We start from the raw sequence: 24,987 nt of genomic DNA on the forward strand, positions 1-24,987 counted from the left end.
CGGACAGGCGGTCCGGACGGGCTCATGCCGCCCGGTAGCTGAAGAATCCCTGTCCGGACTTCCGGCCCAGCAGGCCCGATTCGACCATGCGGCGCAGCAGCGGGGGAGGGGCGTACAGCGGTTCCCGGTACTCCTCGTACAGGGCCTCCCCGATGGCGGCCACCGTGTCCAGGCCGATGAGGTCGGCCAGGCGCAACGGGCCCATGGGGTGGGCGCATCCGGCCGTCATACCGGTGTCGATGTCCTCGGCCGTGGCCGTGCCGGAGCCGACCATCCGTACCGCTGCCAGCAGGTACGGCACCAGCAGGGAGTTCACCACGAAGCCCGCGCGGTCCTTCGCGAGAATCGTCTTCTTGCCCAGGACCTCACCCGCGAAGGCACGCACACGCAGTTCCGTGGCCTTGGAGGTGTGCAGCGAGGGAATGACCTCGACCAGCGGCATGGCGGGGACCGGGTTGAAGAAGTGCAGGCCGACGACCGCCTCCGGACGCCTGGTCGCGGCGGCAAGCCGGGCGATGGGGAGCGAGGAGGTGTTGCTGGCCAGCACGGCAGCCGGGTCGGTGACCACCTCGTCCAGCCGCCGGAACAGCGCCGTCTTGGCCTCCTCGTCCTCGGCCGCGGCCTCGATGACCAGGTCCGCACCGGCCAGCTGGGAGATGTCTCCGGCAACGGCGATGCCGGCCAATGCATGTGCGCGGTCCTCAGGGGTGAGCGTGCCCTTCTTCTCCGCCCTGAGCAGGGAGTCCGCGACGCCGGCCAGCCCGGCGCGGGCCCTGTCCTCGGTCATGTCGCACAGCGTGACGGTCAGTCCGGCGCGGGCGCAGACCTCGGCGATGCCCCGCCCCATCTGCCCCGCGCCGACGATGCCCACGTGCTTGATCGCTGTCATGTGTCCCTCCCTGCGGCGACGGTCTCCAGCGTCGCCGCGAGCAGTGGTGCCGCCGTGAGCGTAATCCGGCCACAGCCTCGCTGACCTGCTCGTACAGAACGTTTTCCGCGCACAAAGATGCGTGAGTTCGTCGTTGACCTGCCGCACTGCGGGGGGTCACGCTGATCGCGCCCGGGGCAGGCCCGGTGGCCGAGGACGATCATCAGGAGGCAGGCGTGAGTACCAAGGACGGCCCCCCGGACGACGGTTCCGGCGTTGTCGGGGGAGCGGGGTGCGGCGCGCTGGCAGGGCTGCGGATCGCGGACTTCTCCCGTGTCCTCGCGGGACCGTACGCCACCATGCTTCTGGCCGACCTCGGGGCCGACGTCGTGAAGGTCGAGCGGCCCGGGACGGGCGACGAGACCCGCGAATGGCGTCCCCCCGCGGACGAGAACGGGACATCGACCTACTTCCTCGGCGTCAACCGGAACAAGCGCTCCGTCGCCCTGGACCTGACCAGCGAGACGGGACGCGAGCGGGCACGTGCTCTGATCGCCGAGTCCGATGTGCTGGTGGAGAACTTCCGTCCCGGCACGATGGACCGGCTCGGTCTGGGATACGCGGACCTGCGAGCTCGCCATCCCCGCCTCGTCTACTGCTCCATCAGCGGATTCGGGGCCGACGGCGGCGCCGCGATCCCCGGCTACGACCTGCTGGTCCAGGCCGTCGGCGGGCTGATGAGCGTGACGGGGGAGCCCGACGGCGAACCGGTGAAGACCGGTGTCGCTCTCGTCGACGTGATCACCGGTCTGCACGCGACGCTCGGCATCATGGCGGCCCTGCGGCACCGGGACGCCACCGGCGAAGGACAGCGCGTCGAGGTGAGTCTGCTGGGCTCGTTGCTGTCGGCGATGGTCAACCAGGCCTCGAGCTACGCCGTCGCCGGCGTCGTACCCGGACGGCTGGGCAGCGCCCACCCCAGCATCGCCCCGTACGAGAGCTTCCCCACCGCGGACCGCCCGCTCGCACTCGCGGTCGGCAACGACGGGCAGTTCGTGGCGCTGGCCGCGGTCCTCGGGTGCCACGGCCTCGCCGACGACGACCGGTTCCGCACCAACCCCGACCGGGTGGCGCACCGTGCCGAGCTGCGGAAGCTGCTGGGCGAGCGGCTGCTGACCGCAGGCGCCGACCACTGGTCCGCCACCCTGCTCGCCGCGGGGGTGCCCGCGGGCCCGGTCAACACGCTCGACGAGGCGTTCGCCTTCGCCCACCGGCTCGGGTTGCCCGGCATCGTCAGCGTCCCGGCCCCGGCCCCCTTCCCGGCGGACGGATCGGCGGACGGATCGGCGGACGGATCAGTGGACGGATCGGCGCCCGCGCCGGTGTCCCGGCAGGTCGCCCACCCCATCGCGCTGAGCGAGTCACCCGCGCAGTACCGCCTGCCGCCGCCCGGTCTGGGCGAACACACGGCGGAGGTCTTCCGCCGCACCGCCGGCGACACCCCCGAAACCGCATGACCGCCACCCCTACGCAACCGCACAGACTCACCTGCAACGCTGCTCTTCGTTCTCAACGGTCCTGGAGGAATCCCTGATGCCCCACCTCAACCCCATTGACGCCCTGGAACTCGACAACGAGCTCGACGACGACGAACGGCTCATCCGTGACACGGTCAGCGTCTTCGTCCGTGACCGTGTGACCGAGCATGTGGCCGACTGGTTCGAGGAGGGTACCTTCCCGACTCGCGAACTGGGCCCGGAACTCGGCCAGTTGGGCCTCCTCGGCATGCACCTGGAGGGCTACGGTTGCGCCGGTGTCAGCGCCACCGCCTACGGTGTGGCCTGCCGCGAACTGGAGGCGGCCGACTCGGGCCTGCGCAGCTTCGTCTCCGTCCAAGGCTCCCTGGTGATGTTCCCGATCCATCGCTACGGCTCGGAGGAGCAGAAGCAGGAGTGGCTGCCCAAGCTCGCCTCCGGTGAGGCGATCGGCTGCTTCGGGCTCACCGAACCCGACCAGGGCTCCGATCCCGGAAACATGCGCACCCAGGCCAAGCGCGACGGTGACGACTGGATCCTCAACGGCACCAAGATGTGGATCACCAACGGCTCGGTCGCCGACATCGCCGTGGTCTGGGCCCGCACCGAGGAGGGCATCCGCGGCTTCCTCGTACCCAAGGACACCCCGGGCTTCACCACCAGCGAGATCCACAAGAAGCTGTCGCTGCGCGCGTCCGTCACCGCCGAACTGCACCTGGAAGACGTACGGCTGCCCGCCTCGGCGGTGCTCCCGGGCGTGACGGGTTTGAAGGGACCGCTGTCCTGCCTGTCCGAGGCGCGCTTCGGCATCCTGTGCGGTGTCGTCGGCGCGGCCCGCACCTGCTATCTCTCGGCTCTGGAATACTCCACGACCCGCGAGCAGTTCGGCCGGCAGCTCGGCGGCTTTCAGCTCACCCAGCAGAAGCTGGCCCGGATGCAGGTCGATCTGGTGAACTCCCAGTTGCTGGCCCTGCGCCTGAGCAAGCTGAAGGACGCCGGGAAGCTGCGCCCGGAACAGGTCAGCCTCGGCAAGCTCGCCAACGTCCGGGCCGCACTCGACACCGCCCGCACGGCCCGCACCATTCTCGGCGCCAACGGCATCACCACCGAGTACCCGGTGCTCCGGCACGCCAACAACCTGGAGACGGTGCTCACCTACGAGGGCACCGAGGAGATCCACACCCTCGTCGTCGGCCAGTCCGTGACGGGCATCGCTGCGTACCGCTGAAACGCGCCGGGCAGGCCGGTATGGGCCGGCCTGCCCGGGACCACCTCACATCAGGAAAGTCATATGAGCTCGAGGATCGTTGTTTGTGTGAAGTACGTGCCCGACGCCACTGGCGACCGGCACTTCGCCGATGACTTGACCGTCGACCGTGACGACGTCGACGGGCTGCTGTCGGAGCTGGACGAGTACGCGGTCGAGCAGGCGCTGCAGATCTCCGAGAACTCCGACGACGACGTGGAGATCACCGTTTTGACGGTGGGCCCGGAGGACGCCAAGGACGCGCTGCGCAAGGCGCTGTCGATGGGCGCGGACAAGGCGATTCACGTCGAGGACGACGACCTGCACGGTACGGATGTCATCGGTACCTCTCTGGTCCTGGCCAAGGCGATCGAGAAGGCCGGCTTCGACCTGGTGGTCTCCGGCATGGCCTCCACCGACGGCACCGCCGGTGTGGTCCCGGCCCTGCTGGCCGAGCGCCTGGGTGTCCCGCAGGTCACCCTGCTCTCCGAGGTCTCCGTCGAGGACGGCGTGGTCAGGGGCCGTCGTGATGGTGACACCGCGTCCGAGCAGCTTCAGGCGTCGCTGCCGGCGGTGGTGTCGGTGACGGACCAGTCGGGTGAGGCCCGCTACCCGTCGTTCAAGGGCATCATGGCGGCGAAGAAGAAGCCGGTGGAGTCCTGGGACCTGGAGGACTTGGAGATCGAGGCGGACGAGGTCGGTCTCGAGGGTGCCTGGACCAAGGTCGAGGCGGCGGCGGAGCGTCCGGCCCGCACGGCCGGCACGATCGTCAAGGACGAGGGCGAGGGCGGCAAGCAGCTGGCCGCCTTCCTCGCGGAGCGGAAATTCGTGTGAGCAGCCTGGCCGGCCAGAAGTTCATCTGAGCTTCGGTCATCACCCCTAACCGCCCCGCAATACTTCGCAAGCAGGAGAGAAGAAGTCCCATGGCTGAAGTTCTCGTCTACGTCGACCACGTGGACGGTGCCGTCCGCAAGCCCACGCTGGAGCTGCTGGCCCTGGCCCGCCGGATCGGCGAGCCGGTCGCCGTCGCGCTGGGTGCCGGCGCGGAGGCGACTGCCGCCACGCTCGGTGAGCACGGCGCGGTCCGCGTCCTCACTCACGACGCGCCCGAGTACGCCGATTACCTGGTCGTGCCGAAGGTGGACGCGCTGCAGGCCGCGTACGAGGCCGTGTCCCCGGCCGCGGTGCTGGTGCCGTCGTCCGCCGAGGGCAAGGAGATCGCCGCGCGTCTGGCGGTCCGTATCGGTTCGGGCATCATCACCGACGCCGTCGACCTGGAGGCGTCCGGCGAGGGGCCGGTGGCCACCCAGTCGGTGTTCGCCGCGTCGTTCACCACCAAGTCCCGTGTCTCCAAGGGCACGCCGGTCATCACGGTCAAGCCGAACTCGGCGCCGGTCGAGGCGGCTGCGGCCGCGGGTGCGGTCGAGGCACTGAACGTGTCCTTCTCCGAGAAGGCCACGGGTACGAAGGTCGTCGCGCGGACGCCGCGTGAGTCGACGGGTCGTCCGGAGCTGACCGAGGCCGCGATCGTGGTCTCCGGTGGCCGTGGTGTGAACGGTGCGGAGAACTTCGCGATCATCGAGGCGCTGGCCGACAGCCTGGGCGCGGCGGTCGGCGCATCGCGTGCCGCGGTGGACGCCGGCTGGTACCCGCACTCCAACCAGGTCGGCCAGACCGGTAAGAGCGTGTCGCCGCAGCTGTACATCGCCTCGGGTATCTCGGGTGCGATCCAGCACCGGGCCGGTATGCAGACCTCGAAGACGATCGTGGCGATCAACAAGGACGCCGAGGCCCCGATCTTCGACCTGGTCGACTACGGCGTGGTCGGCGACCTGTTCGAGGTCGTCCCGCAGCTCACCGAGGAGATCAAGTCCCGCAAGGGCTGATCCCGAGGGCGGAGGACCGTCTCGCCCACCACTCGTATGAACGCCCCGGCGCCCGTCAGTCCGTTGGCCGCGGCCAGCCCGGACCGGCGAGCGTCTCCTTTGCGTACTGGAGGAAGGCGCGGGCCCGGTGCGTGGGGGTGACGTTGGCCGCATGGGCGATCACGAGCTCGACTTCGTCCAGCGGGTCGCTGATGGGCACAGATGCCAGGGGAAGCCCCTCGATGCTGGTGTCGGTCGGCCAGGACTGGATCAACGTGGCGAAGCCGAGGCCGCGGGCCACCATGCTGCGGAGCGCCTCGATGCTTGAGGTCCGGTACCGGATGTTCGGCCGTGCTCCCGCGAGCGCGAACCACTGGTCGGCGTTCTGCCGGGCGGGCGGCTCGGCATAGATGATCAGCGGTTCGTCCGCCAGTTCGGCGAGCGAGACGGCCGCGCGCCCCGCCATCGGATGACCGGCGGACACGATGACATACGGACGGCTCGCGCGGATCGTCGAGCAGGAAAGGCCGGCCCCGGTACCGAACGCGTACAACAGGGCCAGGTCGCACGCACCCTGGAGCAGGGCGTGCCGCATCTCCTCCTGCTGGCCCTCGATCAGTTCCAGGTCGACTGCCGGGTAGTCCCGGGTGAACCCGTCGACCAGTGGCGGGATGAGGAAGGGCGTCAGGGCCGAGTAGCAACCTATCGTCAGGCGGCCGGCCAGCTGGCCCTTCTCTGCCTTGGCGCTGGCCCTGAGGTCGTCGGCCTGAGCCAGCATGGCCTGGGCGCGTCCGAGAATCCGGCTGCCGGCCTCGGTGAGAAAGACGCCCTTCGCTCGGCGTCGCACCAGCAACTGGACCCCGAGGCGGCGTTCCAGGTCGGCGATCGCTGTGGAGATGCCGGCCTGGGAGGCATGGCACCGCACCGCGGCCGCGCTCATGGAGCCGGTGTCCGCCACCGCGACGAAGTATTCCAATTGTCGAAGGGAAAAATCGGCTGCCACATTTCTCCCTGCTGTGATGGGAACTCCTGATGAACCACATCAGAAAATCCTGGTTTTCCTGGGCGTAACGCGGGTGTCATCCTAAGCCGAAGTCCCCTTTTGAAAAAGGCTCGGTATACGAGCAGGACCCCGCACGTCCAGTTAGGAGACCATTCATGACCACGCTTCTTGACCGCACCCGATCCCAGGGCCGGGGAACCGGCGACAGTGTGCTCGGCCGCGTCCGCGTGCACCTGCCCGAGATTGAGGCGCGCTCTGCCGAGGCTGAGGCCGCCCGGGCGGTCCCCGCGGAGATCATCACGGCCCTGCGTCAGGCCGGGGTGTTCCGGATGAGCCTGCCCAAGGCATGGGGAGGCGAGGAACTCGACCTGGTGGAGGGCGCTCGGGTGGTCCAGGAGATCTCACGGGCCGACGGTTCGACAGGCTGGACCGTTCAGGCAGCCTCGATGGCCTGGTTCTTCGTGCGGTCATTGCCCCAGGAGACGTTTGAGAAAGAGGTGTTCTGCAACGGCGGCGACCTGCTGCTCCGTGGAGCGATAGCCCCGAAGGGGAAGGCGACGCCGGTTGAGGGCGGTTACCGCATCAGTGGTCGCTGGCCGCTGGCCAGCGGTTCGTTCACCCCGGACTGGATGCTCGCGGGCTTCGTGGTCGAGGGTGCGCCCCCGCTGCCGGACGGCCGCCCGGACATGCGCGTCGCGCTGATCCGCCCCGAGCAGGTCACGTTCCTCGACACGTGGGACGCGGTGGGGCTGCGTGCCACGCAGAGCACCGACTTCACGATGGACGACGTCTTCGTGCCCGAGCGCTTCACGGGGCCGCTGATCGGTGACAACAACATCCCCGCTCCTTTCTACAACCTGCCGTACTCCGCAACCGGTGCCTCGCATGACGCCGTCATCCTGGGGTGCCTGGAGGGCGCGCTGGACGATCTCGCCGAGCTCGCCGCCACCAAGCGGCCGGCGTTCAACCCCAGGGTGGTGATCGGCGAGGACCCGGTGTTCCAGGAGAAGTTCGCCGAGCTGCACCTGCGCACGGCAGCACTGGCGGCCCTGGCGGAGTGGACCGGCCGCACCGTCATGGACCGGACACTCGCGGGAGACGCGCCCACACCCACAGAGTGGTTCAGCTACACCGGCGGCCACCAGCACATCCATCACGAGGGCATCCGGCTCCTCAACGAGATCATGACGCTGTCGGGCAGTGCGGGGCTCTACAGCACCAACCCGATGCAGCGTCGTTGGCGCGACGTCCGCTGCGTCTCCCAGCACGTAGCCGGCAACAACGGCTCACTGCGGCAGCTGGGCGCGGTCCTGTCCGGGCAGGGCTGACGGCCGGCAGTCGGACGTCAATGAGGCCGAGTGGCCCCACATCTGAGCCAGCCACGAACCTTTCACGTTTTCGGGAGGACGCATGCATCCCCTGCTCCACCCCGTCCTGCGAACCAGCGCGATCCGCGCTGCAGGGCGGCCGCACTCCACACGCCGACACCAGACGGGTGATCCCCGATGAGCCCTTTCGACACCACGCCGACGGATCCCGCCGTACTGCGCCGGGCGTTCGGCTGCTTCCCGTCCGGGGTGACAGCCGTGTGCGCACTTGATTCCGGCACCCCGGTGGGCATGGCTGCGAGCACGTTCACCCCGGTCTCCCTGTCGCCGGCTCTGATATCGGTCTGTGTGCAGGACACATCGTCGACGTGGCCGAGGCTGCGCGGGCAGCGCCGTCTTGGAGTGAGCGTGCTCGCCGAGGGACAGGACACGATCTGCCGGTCGCTGGCCGGCAAGGAGGGAGACCGGTTCGCCGGCGTCGACTGGGATACCGACGAGGAGGGCGGCGTGTACATTCACGGTGCCGGCCTCTGGCTGGACTGCTCGGTGTATGCCGAGCTCCCCGGAGGCGACCACACGATCGTCCTGCTGCAGATCCAGGGTCTGAAGGCCGAGCCTGACCGAGAACCCCTGGTGTTCCACAACAGCCGGTTCCGACGCTTGGCCGTCTGATGAACCAGAGCTGCCACGCAGCCTACGACACTCGCCTCAAGCTCCAGTTCACCGAAGACCGGCCAGGCGCTGACCGGGCACCGGGTCTTCGACTGACGCCGGCTGTCAGCTGATACCGGCTTTCAGCTGACAGCGACCGTGACGGCCGCCGCCTCCCGCAGGCGGCGGATCACGCCGCGTACCGCCGGCGAGGTCTCGCCCTTGCGGTACGCGCCGACCAGCCGGGTGGTCAGCCGTACGTCCGCGAGCGGACGACAGGTGACCCCCGGTATCTGCACGCGGCGCAGCGAATCCGGCACCAGGGCCACGGCGAGACCGCCGCCCACCAGTGTGAGAGCGGCGATGAAGTCCCGTACCGGAGGAGCGACCTGGGGGCTGAAACCACCCTGGTCCGCCACCTCGAGGATCTGGTCGCGGCAGCCGTACTCCTCGTCGAAGTGGGGGGCCACGAACCGCTCGTGGCACAGCTCCGCCGCCGGCACGGCCTCGTACGCCGCCAGAGGCGAGCCGGCCGGCAGCGCCAGGACGACCTCCTCGGTGAGCAGACAGGTGGCCGTGACTCCCGGCGGGTACTCCGGCCTCCAGCGCAGGAAGCCGACGTCGATGTCCCCGCAGGCCAGGGCCTCCAGCTGGGCCGGCGTCTCCAGCTCGCGGACCTGCACCGTGAGCTGGGTTCCCGGGGCCGCACACCGAGTGAGGACGTCGGTCAGCACACCCGAGAAGGCGGCCGAGGCCACGTAGGCGATCTCGGCATGTCCCAGCTCCCCGCGGCCGGCCCGCCGGCCCACGGCCTCGGCACGGGCGGCCTGGGCGAGCGTGCGCTGCGCCTCCTCGAGAAACAGCCGCCCGGCGCTGGTCAGCGCCGGGCGGCTGCGCCGTCCGCGGTCGATCAGGCGTACGCCCAGGTGCGACTCCAGCGCCCTGATTTGGGCACTGAGTGCTGACGGAGCCAGATGCAGTCGGTCCGCCGCCTTCGCGAAGTGCAGTTCCTCCGCGACGGTGACGAACGATTCCAGCCAGCGCAGTTCCACCGGCTCCTCCGTCCTGCTGGGTCTGTGCCAACGAGAGCATCGAACAGGAAATCACCCCGCGGCGGGCAGGAACGCCGCGGGGTGAGTACCGGGGCGGGGCGCGGGGAGCAGTCCCCGCCCCGGCTCAGGGAATGACGACGTAGTTGCTGAATCCGCCGTCGCGGTCCTCGAGTCCCGAGATCGCCTCGTTGACCCTGGCCAGCGGGAAGGGCTTGGACTCCAGGTACGACAGGTCCAGGGCTCCCGTGCGTACCATGTCGGCGAGTTCCTGCCCCTGCGCGGTGGTGAACCAGTTGGAGCCGATCAGCTGGACCTGCTCGTCCATGAGCCACTTCACGTCCACGGGCAGCCGGTCGGCCACACCGCCGACGTTGACGACCCTGCCGCCCCTGCGGACTCCCTGCATGGAGTCCAGCATCGTCTCCACCGGCGCCCTGGCTCCCAGCGCGCTGATGACGAAGTCGGCGCCCTCGCCGCCGGTCAGCGACTTCGCCCACTCACCGGAGGAACCGTCACCCAGCCTGAACACCTCCACCCGGTCCGGATCCAGGTCCTTGACGCGCTTGAGGAGTGCCTCGTTGCGGCCGGTCCCGAGGACCCGCGACACACCGGACGCCAGCGCGAGCACGGTCGAGGCGACACCGAGGGTTCCGGTGACCCCGTCGATGAGCGCCACCTGGCCGGGCCCGGCTGCGGCGTTCTTGAGGGCTCCGTAGGACGTGCCGATGTAGCCGAGCTTTCCGGCCTGCTCGAAGGTCATGTTGTCCGGGATGTTGACGATCGAGTACTGCGGTGCGGTCATGTACTCCGCGAAGCCGCCGTAGGGGTAGAGGTCGAAGATCCGCTGGCCGTCACGCGACGTGCTGAAGTAGCCGTTCAGGGTGAAGTAGCGGCATCTGCTGAGCTCGCCTCCGCGGCACACCTGGCAACTTCCGCAGGACCGCAGGGGGTTCACGTACACCCTGTCACCGGGCCTGGTGTTGATCACCGCCTCGCCGACCGCCTCGACCACGCCGGCGGCGTCCAGGCCGAAGATGGCGGGGAACCTGGGCAGTGGCTGATGGGGGAACCAGGTGGGCCAGTTGTTGATCACGTTGGCCATGTTCGGCACGATTCCGCAGGCCTTGACCCGCACCAGCACATCGGTCGGTCGCGGCGTCGGCACATCGATCGTGTCCACCGACATGGGCTCACCGAGCGCATGCAGTCGTGCAGCGAGCATTTTCGCCATTGAAATACTCCTTGAAATTGCCTACGGACGCGGGTCCGCGAACGGGTTCGGATAACCGCTCTCAAGATCGATGTCCAACAGGCCCATGATGCGGACGCCGGAGTTGTACCAGGCGATGGACAAGGCCAGTTCGACCATTTGCTTGTCGGTCAGATGCGCAGCGGCGGCACGCCATGTCTCCTCGGAGACATCGACCACGAGCGTGGACTCCTTGGCAAGACGCATGACGGCCTTCTCCACCTCGTCGAAGACATCGGCAGATTCGAAATCGGCGACCGCCGCGAGCTGCTCCTCTGTGAGGCCAGCCTTTATCCCGTGGGACTGGTGATGCGCGACCTCGTACGCCGACCGCGTCGCGTGCCCCACGGTCAGAATCGCCAGCTCCCGGAGCCTGGGACTGAGTTCGCAGGCCCGCAGCGCGTTGGCGTAGGTCAGGAAGGCGTCAAGCTGTGCCGGCGCACCGGCGAGGGCGAGGAAGATGTTCGCCGTCGGCACCTTGCGTTCGGCCTCGAGGCGGTCGTACAGGGGCTTGTGTGCCTCGTCCGCGTCCTCGCGGTGCAGATAGGGAACTCGTGCCATGGCATCTCCTGTGGGGCGAAAAGGTCAGTTTGCGGACTGTTCGAGCAGGAACCGTTCGAGCGTCATCGGATTCGGCTTTTCGGCCGGCGGGATCTGCGGCACTCCCACGAAGGGCGACGCTTCGAAATACCACTTCTCCAGCGCCGGGAGTCCCCATCGGGCATTGGTGCTCAGCGATGCCGCGTCCCAGCGCACGGGCTCGATCTCGGTGTCGATCGTCTGGTAATGGCTGTTGAAGACCTCCACCCGGTGACCGTCCGGGTCGCGGAGATAGGCGAAGAGCATTCCGCCCGGCCCATGGCGTCCCGGTCCCCGCTCCACCGAATCGCCGTAGCCCAGGTTTCCCGCGAAGTCGCAGGCGGTGAAGATGTCGCGGCTCTCGGAGACGGTGTACGCGAAGTGGTGCAGGGCGGGGCCGGCCTGCTCGACGATGGCCAGGTCGAGGCAGGTGCCCTTGCGGTACATGAACGCGCCCAGCAGCTTGTCCCCGTGGGCGAGGTACTCGGAGTTGCGGAAGCCGAGCTCGCTGTAGAACGCGCACAGCTGGTACACGTCGGGGGCCCAGGTCTGGAAGTGATCGAGCCGCTGCGCGTGCGCGCCCTTGTGGAGCTCGAACTGAATATGCAGCCTCGGCCGCGTCTCCATGGTCGCGCAGAGTTCGAGCGGCGTGCCGATGGGGTCGCTGACATGCAGGGTGCGGCCCTGGTGGGGAACGTCGACCCAGGCAGCGGGGAGTCCGCGCTCGCGGAAGTACTCGTACGCGACGTCGAGGTCCTCGTCGAAGAAGACCCGGAAGCCGATCCTCTTGCACGTACCGCCGCCCTCTTCGTCCTGCTCCAGGACCAGACTGTGGTGGCAGGCCTCCGACAGAGCGCGGAGGTAACACGTGCGGTCGTCTTCCTCAGTGACGACGAGCCCCAGCACATTCACGTAGAAGTTCCGGCTCTCGGCCAGATCGGCGACGGTGAGACGAACGTGGCTGGAGCGGGTGATGTTGAAAAGCGGGCGAAGATTGACTGGTGGCAGCATGCTGGTCTCCGTGTTCCGATCACCGCTCTGGGATGCGCTGATTCCGATCATCAAATGCGCTGATACCGATGTTCACATGCGCTGACTTCGGTGTTCGAAGGGCTGTTACGACGTGGGAATGGGGGAGTCGGGTGCCGCGAAGGGAAAGGCGGACCAACCGCTGAACTCCGCGGATTCCCCCAGAGCCTCCTCGATACGAAGAACCTCGTTCCACTTCGCCATGCGCTCGGACCGGGTGAACGATCCCACCTTGAGCTGGCCGGCGTCCCAGCCGACGCTGAGATGGGAGATGGTGACGTCCTCGGACTCTCCGGACCGCGCCGAGACGATCGTGCCGAAGCCTGCTTCCTTTCCGGCCCGCAGGGCGGCGAGAGCCTCCGTGACCGTCCCGGCCTGGTTCGGCTTGATGAGCACCGCGTTGGCCGCCTTGCCGGCCGCGGCCGCCTCCACCCGCTTCGCGTTCGTCACCAGGAAGTCGTCGCCGATCACCTGGCAGCGGTCGCCGTACAGCCGGGTGAACTCCACCATGCCCTCGTGATCGTCCTCCCCGAGGGGGTCCTCGATGGACAGGATCGGATAGTGCTCGATCCAGCGCCCGAGCATCTCGATCAGCGCGCCGGTGTCCAGTGCGCGATCATCGAGAGCCAACGTGTACTTCCCGGCGCTGCCGAACTGCGAGGCCGCGATGTCCAGGGAGATGCCGACCTGGGACGAGGGGCGGAACCCCGCGTTCTCGATGGCCAGGGTCAGCGTCTCCAGCGCCTCCTCGTTGGAGTCGAACGCCGGCCAGAAGCCTCCTTCGTCGGCCACGCCTCCCGTCTTCCCCGCCTTGCGCATCAGACTTCCGGCGGCCCGGTAGATCTCCGCGGTCCAGTCCAGGGCTTCGGAGAAGCTCCCTGCCGCGGGACAGACCACCATGAAGTCCTGCACGTCGACGCGCCGGTCCGCGTGGGCCCCGCCGCCGAAGATCTGGATCTCCGGCAGAGGGATCCGGACCGGACGTCCACCCGAGAGATGGAGCCACAGCGGCTTGTCCGCCGAGGCCGCGGCGGCGTGCAGCACGGCCATGGACGTGGCCACGATCGCGTTGCCGCCGAGACGGCTCCGGTCCGGGGTCCCGTCGAGGTCCACCAGCAGCCGGTCGACGGACTCCTGGTCGGTCGTGTCCTGGCCCTTGAGAGCGGGCGCGATCTCGCTGTTCACCGAGCCCACCGCACGATGGACGTCGAGCCCGCCGAAGCGGCTGCCGCCGTCGCGCAGGTCCAGGGCTTCCCCCTGGCCCGTCGAGGCGCCGGCCGGAGCGATCGCCCGCCCGACCGCACCATCCGTGAGGTGGGCCTCGACCTCGACGGTCGGCCGGCCGCGTGAGTCCCACACCCTGCGGCCGTACAGCTTGGCGATCCGCGCGTCTGTCATTGCGGTGCAACCTTTCGGGATCTGAACCATCAGTGATGTCCGGGGCCGCTCGTCGGGCGACAGCCGTCCGTTGCCCTGCCGGCGGCGGACGAGCGTGCGCGGGCATGAAGCCGCCACGCTGCGTGGAAACCGCCCGTCGAAGCGGCGGATGTCGCGACGGCAGTCGGTGACAGCCACCCGCCATCCGTTGGATCGGCGGGGCATGTGCTGGGCGCGAGCGACGCGTCGTACGGCTCTTGTCGTCGCGGGGCCGGTCGGCAGTGGACAGGAAGGGCGATGGCGAGAGTTTCTCGCCTGCCGCGGCTCTTGAAGTGCTAACGATAGCGCAATGGTGCGAAGGGCGGGTGTCATGTGTCAAGAGGCAGGTGGCACTCCGCTTGAGTCGCTGGGCATCGCCCGCCGTCGGGCATTGGCTGGGGTGTATGTGAGTGCTATCGTTCGCACACCCAGTGCGAGTCCCGGAAGACTCCGGTGGCCCACGCTCTCCCTGGGAAGGCGGACAGCGCAGGGAGAGCGCGGGCCCCGGGCCGGAACGCAGCCGAACGGAAAGCGAGCCCGATATGGCACCGATGACCCTCACCACTGTTGTCGCCAGCACACGCCCCGGACGTGTGGGCAGGTCCGTCGCGGACTGGTTCACCGCGCGCGCCGCGGAGTACGACGAGTTCGAGCCGCACATCGTCGACCTGCGTGAACTCGCTCTTCCCTTCTACGATGAGCCGCATCCGCCGGCCCTGCGGCAGTACACGAAGAGCCACACCCGGGAATGGAGCCGGATCGTCGACAGATCTGACGCCTTCGTCTTCGTCACCCCCGAGTACAACGGCGCCTTCCCGGCCTCCTTGAAGAACGCATGGGACTACCTCGTCGTGGAGTGGCAGTACAAGCCGGCCGGTTTCGTGAGCTATGGGGGTGTCTCGGCCGGCACCCGTGCGGTGCAGATGTCCAAGCAGGTCGTCGCGAACCTCAGGATGCTGCCGATCGGTCCCACTGTGAGCATCCCGTTCATCAGTGAAGTCATGGACGACGGCGCCTTTCGGGGCGGCAAGATACATGAGGCGGCGGCCGAGCAGATGCTCGACGAGCTCGAGCGTACGGCCCGCGTCATGCGCCGACTGCGTAACACAACTCCCTGACTCAAGGCGGGAGGTTGGTCGATCCGGAGGGGCTGAACGGGGACGACCATGCCGCGGGTCAGCCGGAGTGGCGCACGACCGTGCCGCCGGTCAGCGGGAATGGCGGACGACCGTGTCGACGCTCAGCCGGCCTGGGGGGAGGGCCGACCGCCGCGACGGGCGCGGACCGGGCCGCTGGGCGGTGCTGTGCTGCCGCGCACGATCAGTGATCCCGGCGAGACGGAGGTGTACGGGCCGTCGTTGCCGGGTTTTGTCGTGAGGCGACGCATCAGCCACAGCGCGCAGCCGGTGGCCATCTCCTGGATGGGCAGGCCGATGGTGGTGAGTCCCGGGCCCCACCAGGAGAATCCGGGTTCGTCTCCGAACCCGACCACGGACAGCTCCTGGGGCACCTTCACGCCCTGCTGGGACAGTTCCTCCAGGACGCCCAGGGTGAGCTGGATGGATCCGAGTACGAGCGCGGTGGGTGCCGACGGGCCCTCCAGCAGCCGGCGTACCGCCTGACGGCCATGGTCCACGTCCGACGGTGGTCCCAGTTCGGTCAGGCCGGCGTCGTCGGGCAGGCCGCCTTCGCGCAGGGCGCTGCGGAAGCCCTTGAGGCGCTCGGCGCCGGTGGGCAGTTCGACGGGACCGCCCAGGTAGGCGATACGGGTGTGTCCCTGTGCCACCAGGTGGGCCGTGGCCTGCCGCAGCGCCTCGTAGTCGTCCACGCCGAACCACTGGGAGCCCAGCGATGGGTGTTTGCGCAGCAGCTGCAGGTGCGGCACCGCGCGCAGCAGTTTGACGGAGTCGGTGTGAGGGCGCGCGGTGGGGACGATGATGATGCCCGCCACGCGGCTCGCGGACAGCTCCCGCAGATGTCGCAGCTCGACCATCCTGTCGTCGTCGGTCTCCGAGAGCATGAGCTGGAAGCCCTGCGCCTCCATGTTCTTGGACAGCTCGTGCGCGATGGTCGAGTAGAAGCTGTTGCGGATGTCCGGGATCACCAGCGCGACCACGTTGCTCGACGCGCCCCGCATCATCCGTGCGGCGCGGTTGGCCACGTAACCCATCTCGGACGCGGCCTGGCGGACCCGGAACTTGGTCTCCTCGCTGATACGGCTGTCGTCAGCGAGTGCTCGGCCGACCGTCGAGACGGAGATCCCGAGGCGTTCGGCGATGTCCCTGGTGGTGATCACGTGGTGGCGCCCCCTCGAGTGACTGATCCCGTGTCGTTACTGTCTGTGTGCCAACGATAGCATTGATGTCGCGCTGCGTGGTCGAGCTCGCGGTCGGGGAATCTGGCACCGGCTTGATCATCGGCCTCTTTGCTAACGTTAGCACTAGTGGCGGGGTCGTGTGATCGCCCGCGGCTGCATGGTCGCGGGTTTTCCTTGCGGGTCGTCAAATACTGCGTGGGCGGGGTCCGTTAGTAAGGGCGATTCGAAGTGGCGAGGTGAGGAAGCCCGCCATGCGAAGGCATCCGAAGCCCTTGAGTGCATACTCGGCTATCCGTGCTCCAATGACGTCGACCGCGTCATCGACTGCATCATCGAGCGCAAGGAATGCAATTCGGGAAACACACAACCGACCTCGGCTGAACCACGCGACGGTTCGGCCAAGGTCGGTTGCGTCCCACTCGTTGCCGCGAGCCGGCCGACCGAGGTCCGCAGGTGAGCAGGTCCGCTGGTCCGCAGATCCGCTGGTCCGCCGCTAGCGGACCGCGTTGTTGAACTGCGAGGTGCGGACGAAGGTCATCGCGAGGACGCCGGCGAGTGGGAGGAGCGTGACCTGCAGCAGCCCCGCGTGGCGCCAGCCGAAGTTCTCCACCAGGGTGGCGAAGATCAAGCCGGAGAACGCAGCTGTTCCGTAGTAGCTGGTGACGAACAGGCCGGAGGCACGTCCGATCTGTTCGGGGCGGACGGCCCGCTGGATCGCGCTGTTGGTGTTGGGGTAGAGGAAGCCCAGGCCGAAGACGCCCATGAGGAAGGCGAGCAGGCACTGCCAGCCGACTCCGCCGTGCAGCTGGTAGATGCAGACGCTGATGACGGAACAGGCCAACAGGCTGAGGATCAGCAGATTGCGCTGGTTGACGCGGTCGCCGAGCCACCCGCCGAAAATGGCCAGCATGCCGCCGAAGCCGAGAAAGCTCATGGCCAGTGCGGCCTGTGCCGGGGTGAAGTGCAGGCTGGTGATGAGGAACGTCGGGTAGAGGCCGATGAACCCGTAGATGGCCACACCGCTGACGATGGAGTGGACGGCCAACGCGATGGTGTTGCGGTTGTAGGGGGATTCGGGCATGTACTCGTACGTCCTGCTCGAGACGACCTGCTCGACGCTGCGCTCGGTCAGACCGGTTTTCACCGCGACGACCGCGATGGCGGCGATCACCAGCCCGGCCGCCCCGAACAGGTAGAAGGGCGAGTGCCAGGTGCCGTGCGTGTTCATGAGCCGGACGCCGATCAGCGGACTGATGAACACGCCGAGGGAGTAGCCCGCGCCGATGATGCCGAAGGCGAGGCCTCGTCGTCGGGCGAAGTACGCGCCGACGGCCGCGAAGATGGCGGCGGACTGCATGCCCTCGCCGAAGCCGGAGAGGACCCGGTACGCGGTCATGTCGGCGAAACCGGAGGCCAGTGGAGTGGCCATCGTGCCCAAGGAGTAGATCACGATGCTGACCAGCAGCACGGTCTTGCGTCGGAAACGGTCCAGAAGATAGCCCGCCGGCAGGCCGGCCAGCGCCATGCCGAGGGTGAAGTTCGTCGCCAGCAGCCCGCCCTGCTCCAGCGAAAACCCGTACTCCTCACGGATGTTCGGCAGCAGGGGAGGGAAGACCTGGCGGTCCATTGCGTTGATCATGTAGGACAGGGTCAGCACCAGGAAGCCCACTGCGACCAGGGTGCGGCTGAGCGGGGCCTCGTCGATGTCCGCCTTGTTCGGGGCGGGCACGGCGCTCGTGTCGAGTTGCGCTGCGTGATTCATGGCGGCTCCTATGGGAAAGGGCCACGGCAGGCCGCGGCAGATCCATCGCGGTTCGGGCGATGATGAGAAGCGGTGAGCTGAACACGGACTCGAGTCGGCGACTACGCTGATGTCGCCGTATGGATGAGGGGGCGGCGGGCTGCCGCGCGATCGACCGCCGCGCGTGAATTCCAGCCGTATATCGCCCGTCGGGGACGTCCGTGGCTGTGGCGTCTTCGACAACCGGACCTTGTGCGGACACTTGTCGGCCACACGGTCATGGGCTCGCAGAAACCATGAAGCGAAGTCCCTGGCGCGTCAAGATGTGAACACCGGATTTCTTTGGCGGTCCTCGATTTCCTTGCATGAACCGTGTGGTGGCCCTCGAAAGGCGGACCTGCTGCGGCTGTGGTGTGGCTGCGCGGCGAAATGGCGGACGTCCAGCTCTTGACGCGTGGAGAAGCCCGAGTGCTATCGTTAGCATCACGTGGCTGTGACAATTTGGTTTGATGTGCCCCGGCATCTTGTGATCAGTACCAGGGGCGTACCGTGGCGTCCTCCGCTCCGACCACGAGTCGGCGAGCGCCAGGGACACCCGATGCAAGCCCAGCGACCCCCTTTCCACCCCATGCGTGGCCACCCGGCGGCCCCACCGGGCACAAGCCGGCGGCCCGCCGGGCGGTGATCAGACCTGCTGACCCGATGTGCCCCAGCGAGATCCCCGTCTTGCCGCTGCGAGCCGCACGATTCTGCGAGGACGACCTGCTATGAAACCACCGAGCCGCCCGGGCACCGTGCTGCTCACCGACTACGCCTGGCCCGACGACGCCGTCGAGCGATCGGTCATCGAGGATGCGGGTTACACACTCGTGAGCGGCCCCGCCGAGCCCGCGACCGCCGAGACCATCGAGGAACTGGTCGCCGAGCACCGGCCCGCCGGGATCCTCACCTGTTGGGCGCCCGTCTCCGCCACCGCGGTCGGGGCCTCCCCGGACCTGCGGATCGTGGCCAGGCTCGGCGTCGGCCTGGACAACATCGCCGTGGATGCCGCCACGGAGCGAGGCGTCTGGGTCACCAATGTGCCGGACTACTGCGTCGAGGAGGTCTCGGACCACGCCGTGGGCATGGTGCTGGCCTGGACGCGTGGACTGGCGGTGTGCGACCGGCAGGTCCGCTCGGGCCGATGGGACCCCGCCGGCGCCCGGCTGCGCCGGCTGTCGACACTGACCTGCGGCGTCGTCGGCTACGGGCGAATAGGGCGCGCCACCGTGCGCAAGCTGAGTGCCTTCGGCTGCCGGATCCTGGCCCATGACCCGTATCCGCCCCGGGATGCTGCTGGGGTGGAGATGGTGGAACTGGAGGAGTTGCTGCGCCGCAGCGACGTGGTGATCCTCCATGTGCCGCTGACGCAGGACACGCACCACCTCATCGGCGCCGAGCAACTGGAGCTGATGCCGCCGGGCGGCCTGCTGGTCAACGTCAGCAGGGGAGGCCTGGTGGACACCGACGCGGTCGTCAAGGCGCTGGACAGCGGCCACCTGGACGGTGCCGCCTTCGACGTACTGGAGACCGAACCGCACGTCCCTGCCAGGCTGCTGGACCAGCCGGGCGCGATACTCACGCCGCATGTGGCCTTCTCCTCCGACGCCTCGGTCACGGAGCTGCGCCGCCGAGCCGCCGAGGAGGTCGTCCGGGTAATGAGGGACGAGGCGCCGGCCCATCCCTGCAACAGTCCCCGCGATGCAGCTGCCGGGTCGGGTGCGCGGCGATGAGTACCAGCCCCGTGCCCCCGAACGACGCTCCCCATGCCCCGGAGCCGCCGGTCCCCGAGCCCGCGCTGACCGATTTCCTGCTGGCCAACAAGCTCGCCGACCCCGGCGAAGTCGCGCGCTGGACTCCGCTGGCCGGTGGCGTCTCGTCCGATCTCTGGCAGGTGGACCTGCCGGGACGTTCCCTGTGCGTCAAGCGGGCCCTGGCCAGGCTTCGGGTCGCGGCCGACTGGCAGGCCCCGGTGTCGCGCAACGCCTACGAGTGGGCATGGATGAGGTTCGCGGCCGAACACCAGCCGGACAGCGTGCCCGTGCTGCTGGCCCATGACGCCGAGGCCGGCCTCTTCGCGATGGCGTACCTGCCCCCCGAGCGATACCCGGTGTGGAAGGCGCAGTTGCTCGACGGCGAGGTGAAGGTGGCGACCGCGGCAGCCGTCGGTGAGGTGCTCGGCAGCCTGCACGCGGCGAGCGCGGGCGACGCCGCTCTGGCGGCGGAATTCGCCACCGACGAGAACTTCCACGCGCTGCGCATCGAGCCGTATCTACTTGCCACCGCGGCCGCACACCCGAGTCTGCGCGGCATTCTCCAGAGCCTCGCCGACCGCACGGCCACCACACACCTGGCTCTGGTGCACGGCGACGTCAGCCCGAAGAACATCCTCGTCGGCCCCCTCCAGCCGGTGCTGCTGGACGCCGAATGCGCGTGGTATGGAGACCCGGCCTTCGACCTCGCCTTCTGCCTCAACCATCTGCTGCTCAAGAGCCTGGTGGTGCCCGGCCGCCGAGCCGAACTCCTGAGCTCCGCCCGCGTGCTGGCCGAGGAGTACTTCCGCTGCGCCGACTGGGAGCCGCGCGCCGCTCTCGAGGCGCGGGCCGCGTCGCTGCTGCCGGCGCTGCTGCTCGCGCGCGTGGACGGCAAGTCCCCGGTGGAGTACCTCACCGACGACCGGCGCAAGCAGTTCGTACGCACCGTGGCGTCGGCCCTGCTCCGTGCGTTCGCGCCCACCGTGGAGGACGTACTGGACACCTGGTGGGACGCCCTTGAGGGACTCGCCACGGAGAGCCGGGCGGTCTGAGCGTCCCCCGACCGCGGGCACCACGGCTGAGGATGCCCACCGAGGGCCCGCCGAGGAGACCCACCCGACCGAGGAGACCCACCCGACCGAGGACACACCCACCAAGGAGACACACATGCGCAGAGTCGTCACCGGCCATGACGAGAACGGGAAGTCGATCGTCGTCAGCGACGGCCCCGTCCCCCGCAGCCGCGAGTTCACCAGTCTGCCGGGCTGGGTGTCCACCGTGCCGTGGGCCACCGAACCCGGCGAACCCGTCAGCCGGACCGGGGAGGACCCCACGCCGAAGCTTGACGGCCTGCTTCCCGCGCCCGGCGGTACGCGCTTCATCGTCCTCACCATGCCGCCGGACACCGCGATGGCCGACCCGACGTTCGACCCTGTCGCCTTCGACCGGGAGCAACGAGCCGATTCGCCCGGCATCGCGGAACTCATGGAGCCCGACGGCATGCACACCACGCCGACCGTGGACTACGGCATCGTGCTGCAGGGAGAGGTCGCCCTCGAACTCGACGACGGTCGGCTCACCCCGCTCTCGGCAGGGGACATCGTGATCCAGAACGGCACCCGCCACGGCTGGCGCAACCGCAGCGACCGCCCTGTGACCATGGCCTTCGTGCTCATCGGCGCCGAGGCCGACTGCTGACACGGCACGCCGGTACGGGGCGCCGGTACGGGTCGCCGGTGGTCCGGGGTCAGCCGTTCTGGTGGGCGGCGGCGCGGCGCTGCCGCTTGCCGAGGGGCGCCTGGGAGAGGTCCTGGGCCTGGGACCTGAGGTTCTTGTAGCCGTAGCCGCGCTCGGTCAGCCATGCTTCCGCGGCGGCTTCGGCGCGCTCGGTCGCCTCCAGGATGTCCTCCTCGGCCTCTCCCGAGTCCAGGAACCGGAAGGTGAAGGCAGACCGTGCGGCCAGGTCGTAGCTGAGGTGCCCCTCGGGGATGAAGGCCGCGCGCAGTACGTCGTGCTCCGGCGCACGGGCCAGGAGTTCGGCGCGTTGGTCGGGGGTGAGTGCGTCGAAGAAGCCGCGGACAGTGATACGGAAGGAGCGGGTGTTCATCCCCCGACCCTAAGCGTCGGGACCGGTGCGGTTCCACCGCGTTTTCCGTGGCCGATGACTGCGGGACCTGCAGTGATCGGACGGCGGCCACGCGCTGCCTCTTTTCGCCATCACGTCATTCTGCGCGACCCTGCCGCACCTCTAAGAGCACGCCGTCAGGGCGTGCGCCAGCGGCGGCACCGGCAGCCCGCCCTCCGGCCGGTACCACTCGATGAGGGAGTTGACGGTGCCGAACACAAGACGGCTGGCGGGGGAGCGCTTGGCCCCGCCGCAGCTGCTGCGTGACAAGGTCGCCCGTGGGGAGCTGGGCCGCAAGAGCGGCCAAGGGTTCTACACGTGGCGGTGAGCACCGTCGGCCCTGCCGTCGGAGCCGTCGGCCCGGCGGTCGAAGCAGTCGGCGATCGAACTCGCTGAATCTTTCCGCCAGTTCCTGCGCGACGTCTTGACGCTCCTGAGGGCTGTACCTAGAGTTCCGGGCCGTAACTATCGGGAAACACCTCGAAAATTTCGGGGAACTCGGGCGGGGTCGGTGGGGCGGCCACGTCTCCACTGACCGCTTCTCGCCGTCGCCCCGCGCGGCGGCGTCATGCCTTACACCCAGCATCGACGGCGAACGAGTCCAGCCCAGTTTCTGTCCAGCGCATTGAACAACATTCGAAATATCGAACAACTCCAACATCGAATGCAGGAGCCGCCAATGCGATCAGCGGGACGTATCAGACCCAAGCTCGGCCTCATGCGCAGCGCTCGGCCCACCGCCGAACGTCCACCGCGGCCACGGCCGCTCACCCGTACGGGTAAGCGCTGGCGCGCGGCACTAGCCGCCATGGCGCTGTCCTTCGCCGGCCTGGCCGCCGCGAACGCCCCCACGGCCGCCGCCGATCTGCCGCCCGACGGCACGTCCGCGTCCGCGACAGGGACAGCCGGGACCGCCGGGACCGCCGGGACCCACATTCCGTCCAGCTTCGAGTGGTCCTCCAGCGGACCGCTGATCAGCCCCAAGTCGGACGCCACGCACGACATCGCCGCCGTCAAGGACCCGACCGTCATCCGCTACAAGGGGAAGTGGCTGGTCTACGCGACCGCCGCGATCCGCTCGGGCGGCTGGAACCTGATGTACACCAGCTTCGAGGACTGGTCTCAGGCCGACTCCGCCCCGCACTACTACCTGGACCAGTCGGCGATCGGTCCCGGCTACCGCGCCGCGCCGCAGGTGTTCTACTTCGCCCCGCAGAAGAAGTGGTACCTGGTCTACCAGACCGGCCTGCCGTCCTTCTCCACCACCGACGACCCGTCGAAGCCCGAGTCCTGGTCCGCGCCGCGCAACTTCCAGGACGCGATGCCGGACATCATCAAGGAGAACATCGGCAACGGCTACTGGGTCGACTTCTGGGTCACCTGTGACACCGCCAAGTGCTACCTGTTCTCCTCCGACGACAACGGCCATCTGTACCGGTCGGAGACGACCGTGGCCGACTTCCCCAACGGCTTCGGAAACACCCAGATCGCCCTGCAGGACTCCAGGTTCGCCCTGTTCGAGGCCGCCAACGTCTACAAGGTCAAGGGGACCGACACCTACCTGCTGCTGGTCGAGGCGATAGGCAGCGACGGCCGCCGCTACTTCCGTTCCTGGACCTCCGACGACATCGGGGGCCAGTGGACACCGCTCGCCGCGACTGAGGACAATCCGTTCGCGCGCTCTAACAACGTCGCCTTCCCGGACGGGAGTTGGACCAAGGACATCAGCCACGGCGAGATGATCCGCTCGGGCGTCGAGCAGAACATGGAGATCGACCCCGGCCGGCTCCGGTACCTCTACCAGGGCATGGATCCGTCCTCGAGCGGTGACTACAACCAACTTCCCTGGAAGCTGGGCCTGTTGACCCAGACGACTGCGTACGGGAGGGACTGAGCGGGACCCTCGCCCAGGTCGGCGCCGCGACCGCGGCGCCGACCCCCTTCCGAGGGTCGAGGCCGGTCTCGGATGCCCTCCGAAACGCGCGGCTCGAGGCCGGACGGCCGGGGAGGGTCGGCACGACGGTCACCGGCCGGGCGGTGCGGTGCTACCCCGGACGACGAGGTCGGTCGCGAGCTCGACCCGGTTTCGGGTGAGGGCCTCTCCCCGGGCGAGCGTCAGCACCATGCTCGCGGCCATGGCCGCCATCTCGGTGAGGGGCTGCCGGATGGTCGTCAGTGGTGGGACGGCCCACTGTGCGGGCGGCAGATCGTCGAATCCGATGACGCTCAGGTCGTGGGGGATGCGCAGTCCCGCCTCGTGGGCGGCCTGGTAGACGCCCAGGGCCTGTGCGTCATTGGAGGCGAAGACGGCTGTCGGGGGATGGGCGAGGTGGAGCAGTTCGCGGGTGTGGGTCAGGCCGTCGGCGGGCTGGAAGTCGCCGACACGGATCAGCTGGGGATCGAGGGGTACGCCGGCGGCGTCCATGGCGGCGCGGTAGCCGTCCAGCCGGGCGCGGGCGGACAGTGCGTGGGAGGGGCCGGTGATGATGGCGATGCGGCGGTGTCCGAGGTCCAGCAGGTGGCGGGTGGCGGACAGTCCGCCGCTCCAGTTGCCGGCGCCCACCGAGGGGCAGGTGTGGCCTGGTTCTCCGGTGGGGTCGACCAGTACGAACGGGATGTCGCGCGCCCGTAGTTGGTTGCCCTGGTCGGCGGTGACGCCGGAGAACACGGCGATCACCCCGGTGGGGCGCCGGTTGAGAACGCCTTCGATCCAGTCGCGGCCGGGTGTGTGCTCGCTGTCCAACCGGCTCAGGACCATGGCCAGGTGGTGCCTGCGCGCCACATGCTCCACTCCTTTGATGATCTCCAGCGGGTAGTGTCCCTCCAGTTCGTGGAAGACGAGTTCCAGCAGGCTGGCGGGCTTTGCGGGCTTCTTCAGCCGCCGGTACCCGTGCGTGCTGATGACGCCCTCCACCAGAGCACGGGTCTCCGAAGCGACCTCCGACCGTCCGTTGACCACTTTGGAGACGGTCGCGGTCGACACCCCGCCAACTCGGCTATCTGCGCGATGGTCAACGGCCGGCCACTCGCGCCCCCGGGCGCCTTCACAGCCTTGCCGTCCTTGCTCTCGGCCATGGCCAGGAGTCTAGCGTTACGTCGTCATATGCCGAATGTTTCAGAGAAGGCATGCAATGTTGCGACAAACCTTGACCCCCTCTGAAAACCGCCCCTAGGGTGCTGGCAATTAAGA

At 68.5% G+C, this 24,987-nt stretch carries 21 protein-coding genes and 2 pseudogenes; 12 read left to right on the top strand and 11 right to left on the bottom strand.

Annotated features, from left to right (window positions below):
• Positions 1–22 precede the first annotated feature (22 nt).
• On the bottom strand, positions 23–889 hold the full coding sequence (locus ACSMXV_RS37705) for a 3-hydroxybutyryl-CoA dehydrogenase (RefSeq protein ID WP_473175586.1): 867 nt from the start codon (positions 887–889) through the stop codon (positions 23–25).
• A gap of 215 nt (positions 890–1,104) precedes the next feature.
• Here ACSMXV_RS37705 and ACSMXV_RS37710 point away from each other — a divergent pair, with 215 nt between their 5' ends.
• From ACSMXV_RS37710 to ACSMXV_RS37725, 4 genes are all read left to right on the top strand, one after another.
• On the top strand, positions 1,105–2,385 hold the full coding sequence (locus ACSMXV_RS37710) for a CaiB/BaiF CoA transferase family protein (protein WP_473175587.1): 1,281 nt from the start codon (positions 1,105–1,107) through the stop codon (positions 2,383–2,385).
• A gap of 76 nt (positions 2,386–2,461) precedes the next feature.
• Entirely contained in the window at positions 2,462–3,631 is a 1,170-nt protein-coding gene (locus ACSMXV_RS37715; protein ID WP_473175588.1) for an acyl-CoA dehydrogenase family protein, read from the top strand.
• Positions 3,632–3,694: 63 nt separating this feature from the next.
• Positions 3,695–4,483 (top strand): electron transfer flavoprotein subunit beta/FixA family protein, encoded by a 789-nt coding sequence (locus ACSMXV_RS37720; RefSeq protein ID WP_473175589.1) that lies wholly within the window; start codon positions 3,695–3,697, stop codon positions 4,481–4,483.
• A gap of 89 nt (positions 4,484–4,572) precedes the next feature.
• A complete protein-coding gene (locus ACSMXV_RS37725) occupies positions 4,573–5,535 on the top strand; it encodes an electron transfer flavoprotein subunit alpha/FixB family protein (RefSeq protein ID WP_473175590.1) in 963 nt (320 codons plus the stop codon).
• Between the two features lie 55 nt (positions 5,536–5,590).
• Here the strand turns inward: ACSMXV_RS37725 and ACSMXV_RS37730 are convergent, their stop codons facing one another.
• Positions 5,591–6,490: a LysR family transcriptional regulator gene (locus ACSMXV_RS37730; RefSeq protein WP_473175591.1), complete on the bottom strand. Its 900-nt coding sequence runs from the start codon at positions 6,488–6,490 to the stop codon at positions 5,591–5,593.
• 182 nt (positions 6,491–6,672) lie between these two features.
• On the opposite strand from ACSMXV_RS37730, the gene ACSMXV_RS37735 reads away from it, so the two are divergent.
• Positions 6,673–7,845, top strand: coding sequence for an acyl-CoA dehydrogenase family protein (locus ACSMXV_RS37735; protein WP_473175592.1), 1,173 nt, complete (start codon positions 6,673–6,675; stop codon positions 7,843–7,845).
• Positions 7,846–8,022: 177 nt separating this feature from the next.
• Positions 8,023–8,517 carry a flavin reductase family protein gene (locus tag ACSMXV_RS37740; RefSeq protein WP_473175593.1) on the top strand — a complete coding sequence of 165 codons (495 nt, stop codon included), beginning with the start codon at positions 8,023–8,025 and terminating at the stop codon, positions 8,515–8,517.
• A gap of 122 nt (positions 8,518–8,639) precedes the next feature.
• On the opposite strand, the gene ACSMXV_RS37745 is transcribed toward ACSMXV_RS37740, so the two are convergent.
• The 5 genes from ACSMXV_RS37745 to eno form a co-directional block, all read right to left on the bottom strand.
• A complete protein-coding gene (locus ACSMXV_RS37745; RefSeq protein WP_473175594.1) occupies positions 8,640–9,548 on the bottom strand; it encodes a LysR substrate-binding domain-containing protein in 909 nt (302 codons plus the stop codon).
• A gap of 124 nt (positions 9,549–9,672) precedes the next feature.
• The gene (locus ACSMXV_RS37750; RefSeq protein WP_473175595.1) at positions 9,673–10,770 is read right to left on the bottom strand and encodes an alcohol dehydrogenase catalytic domain-containing protein; all 1,098 of its coding nucleotides are present in this window, start codon (positions 10,768–10,770) and stop codon (positions 9,673–9,675) included.
• A gap of 30 nt (positions 10,771–10,800) precedes the next feature.
• Positions 10,801–11,358: a carboxymuconolactone decarboxylase family protein gene (locus tag ACSMXV_RS37755; protein WP_473175596.1), complete on the bottom strand. Its 558-nt coding sequence runs from the start codon at positions 11,356–11,358 to the stop codon at positions 10,801–10,803.
• Between the two features lie 24 nt (positions 11,359–11,382).
• Positions 11,383–12,387: a VOC family protein gene (locus ACSMXV_RS37760; protein WP_473175597.1), complete on the bottom strand. Its 1,005-nt coding sequence runs from the start codon at positions 12,385–12,387 to the stop codon at positions 11,383–11,385.
• 105 nt (positions 12,388–12,492) lie between these two features.
• Complete coding sequence (gene eno / locus ACSMXV_RS37765; protein ID WP_473175598.1) at positions 12,493–13,803, bottom strand: phosphopyruvate hydratase; 1,311 nt, start codon at positions 13,801–13,803, stop codon at positions 12,493–12,495.
• 560 nt (positions 13,804–14,363) lie between these two features.
• Here eno and ACSMXV_RS37770 point away from each other — a divergent pair.
• Positions 14,364–14,939: an NADPH-dependent FMN reductase gene (locus ACSMXV_RS37770; protein ID WP_473175599.1), complete on the top strand. Its 576-nt coding sequence runs from the start codon at positions 14,364–14,366 to the stop codon at positions 14,937–14,939.
• Positions 14,940–15,061: 122 nt separating this feature from the next.
• Here the strand turns inward: ACSMXV_RS37770 and ACSMXV_RS37775 are convergent, their stop codons facing one another.
• Complete coding sequence (locus ACSMXV_RS37775; protein WP_473175600.1) at positions 15,062–16,117, bottom strand: LacI family DNA-binding transcriptional regulator; 1,056 nt, start codon at positions 16,115–16,117, stop codon at positions 15,062–15,064.
• Positions 16,118–16,631: 514 nt separating this feature from the next.
• Positions 16,632–17,900, bottom strand: a complete 1,269-nt coding sequence (locus ACSMXV_RS37780) for an MFS transporter (RefSeq protein ID WP_473175601.1) — start codon at positions 17,898–17,900, stop codon at positions 16,632–16,634.
• A 746-nt stretch (positions 17,901–18,646) separates the two neighbouring features.
• On the opposite strand from ACSMXV_RS37780, the gene ACSMXV_RS37785 reads away from it, so the two are divergent.
• The 3 genes from ACSMXV_RS37785 to ACSMXV_RS37795 all read left to right on the top strand — a co-directional run bounded on the left by ACSMXV_RS37785 (position 18,647) and on the right by ACSMXV_RS37795 (position 21,370).
• A complete protein-coding gene (locus tag ACSMXV_RS37785; RefSeq protein ID WP_473175602.1) occupies positions 18,647–19,651 on the top strand; it encodes a C-terminal binding protein in 1,005 nt (334 codons plus the stop codon).
• A complete protein-coding gene (locus ACSMXV_RS37790) occupies positions 19,648–20,724 on the top strand; it encodes a phosphotransferase family protein (protein WP_473175603.1) in 1,077 nt (358 codons plus the stop codon). The genes ACSMXV_RS37785 and ACSMXV_RS37790 overlap by 4 nt, the downstream gene beginning before the upstream one ends.
• Positions 20,725–20,839: 115 nt before the next feature.
• Positions 20,840–21,370 carry a cupin domain-containing protein gene (locus ACSMXV_RS37795; RefSeq protein WP_473175604.1) on the top strand — a complete coding sequence of 177 codons (531 nt, stop codon included), beginning with the start codon at positions 20,840–20,842 and terminating at the stop codon, positions 21,368–21,370.
• Positions 21,371–21,419: 49 nt separating this feature from the next.
• On the opposite strand, the gene ACSMXV_RS37800 is transcribed toward ACSMXV_RS37795, so the two are convergent.
• A complete protein-coding gene (locus ACSMXV_RS37800; protein WP_473175605.1) occupies positions 21,420–21,779 on the bottom strand; it encodes a DUF6204 family protein in 360 nt (119 codons plus the stop codon).
• Positions 21,780–22,029: 250 nt separating this feature from the next.
• On the opposite strand from ACSMXV_RS37800, the pseudogene ACSMXV_RS37805 reads away from it, so the two are divergent.
• A pseudogene (locus tag ACSMXV_RS37805) lies at positions 22,030–22,125 on the top strand (3-hydroxyacyl-CoA dehydrogenase family protein); the annotation flags it as partial.
• A 429-nt stretch (positions 22,126–22,554) separates the two neighbouring features.
• Positions 22,555–23,691 (top strand): annotated as a pseudogene (locus ACSMXV_RS37810) (glycoside hydrolase family 62 protein); the annotation flags it as partial.
• 129 nt (positions 23,692–23,820) lie between these two features.
• Here ACSMXV_RS37810 and ACSMXV_RS37815 read toward each other — a convergent pair.
• Positions 23,821–24,780 carry a LacI family DNA-binding transcriptional regulator gene (locus ACSMXV_RS37815; protein ID WP_473175606.1) on the bottom strand — a complete coding sequence of 320 codons (960 nt, stop codon included), beginning with the start codon at positions 24,778–24,780 and terminating at the stop codon, positions 23,821–23,823.
• Between the last annotated feature and the right edge of the window lie 207 nt (positions 24,781–24,987).

Source organism: Streptomyces sp. DSM 42067 (genome assembly GCF_055792885.1).

What these genes read in the sequence shown, in the direction of transcription:
- ACSMXV_RS37705 (WP_473175586.1), bottom strand. Translation starts at nt 889, where the DNA reads ATGACAGCGATCAAGCACGTGGGCATCGTCGGCGCGGGGCAGATGGGG.
- ACSMXV_RS37715 (WP_473175588.1), top strand. Translation starts at nt 2,462, where the DNA reads ATGCCCCACCTCAACCCCATTGACGCCCTGGAACTCGACAACGAGCTC.
- ACSMXV_RS37720 (WP_473175589.1), top strand. Translation starts at nt 3,695, where the DNA reads ATGAGCTCGAGGATCGTTGTTTGTGTGAAGTACGTGCCCGACGCCACT.
- ACSMXV_RS37725 (WP_473175590.1), top strand. Translation starts at nt 4,573, where the DNA reads ATGGCTGAAGTTCTCGTCTACGTCGACCACGTGGACGGTGCCGTCCGC.
- ACSMXV_RS37735 (WP_473175592.1), top strand. Translation starts at nt 6,673, where the DNA reads ATGACCACGCTTCTTGACCGCACCCGATCCCAGGGCCGGGGAACCGGC.
- ACSMXV_RS37740 (WP_473175593.1), top strand. Translation starts at nt 8,023, where the DNA reads ATGAGCCCTTTCGACACCACGCCGACGGATCCCGCCGTACTGCGCCGG.
- ACSMXV_RS37750 (WP_473175595.1), bottom strand. Translation starts at nt 10,770, where the DNA reads ATGCTCGCTGCACGACTGCATGCGCTCGGTGAGCCCATGTCGGTGGAC.
- ACSMXV_RS37755 (WP_473175596.1), bottom strand. Translation starts at nt 11,358, where the DNA reads ATGGCACGAGTTCCCTATCTGCACCGCGAGGACGCGGACGAGGCACAC.
- ACSMXV_RS37760 (WP_473175597.1), bottom strand. Translation starts at nt 12,387, where the DNA reads ATGCTGCCACCAGTCAATCTTCGCCCGCTTTTCAACATCACCCGCTCC.
- eno (WP_473175598.1), bottom strand. Translation starts at nt 13,803, where the DNA reads ATGACAGACGCGCGGATCGCCAAGCTGTACGGCCGCAGGGTGTGGGAC.
- ACSMXV_RS37770 (WP_473175599.1), top strand. Translation starts at nt 14,364, where the DNA reads ATGGCACCGATGACCCTCACCACTGTTGTCGCCAGCACACGCCCCGGA.
- ACSMXV_RS37780 (WP_473175601.1), bottom strand. Translation starts at nt 17,900, where the DNA reads ATGAATCACGCAGCGCAACTCGACACGAGCGCCGTGCCCGCCCCGAAC.
- ACSMXV_RS37785 (WP_473175602.1), top strand. Translation starts at nt 18,647, where the DNA reads ATGAAACCACCGAGCCGCCCGGGCACCGTGCTGCTCACCGACTACGCC.
- ACSMXV_RS37790 (WP_473175603.1), top strand. Translation starts at nt 19,648, where the DNA reads ATGAGTACCAGCCCCGTGCCCCCGAACGACGCTCCCCATGCCCCGGAG.
- ACSMXV_RS37795 (WP_473175604.1), top strand. Translation starts at nt 20,840, where the DNA reads ATGCGCAGAGTCGTCACCGGCCATGACGAGAACGGGAAGTCGATCGTC.
- ACSMXV_RS37800 (WP_473175605.1), bottom strand. Translation starts at nt 21,779, where the DNA reads ATGAACACCCGCTCCTTCCGTATCACTGTCCGCGGCTTCTTCGACGCA.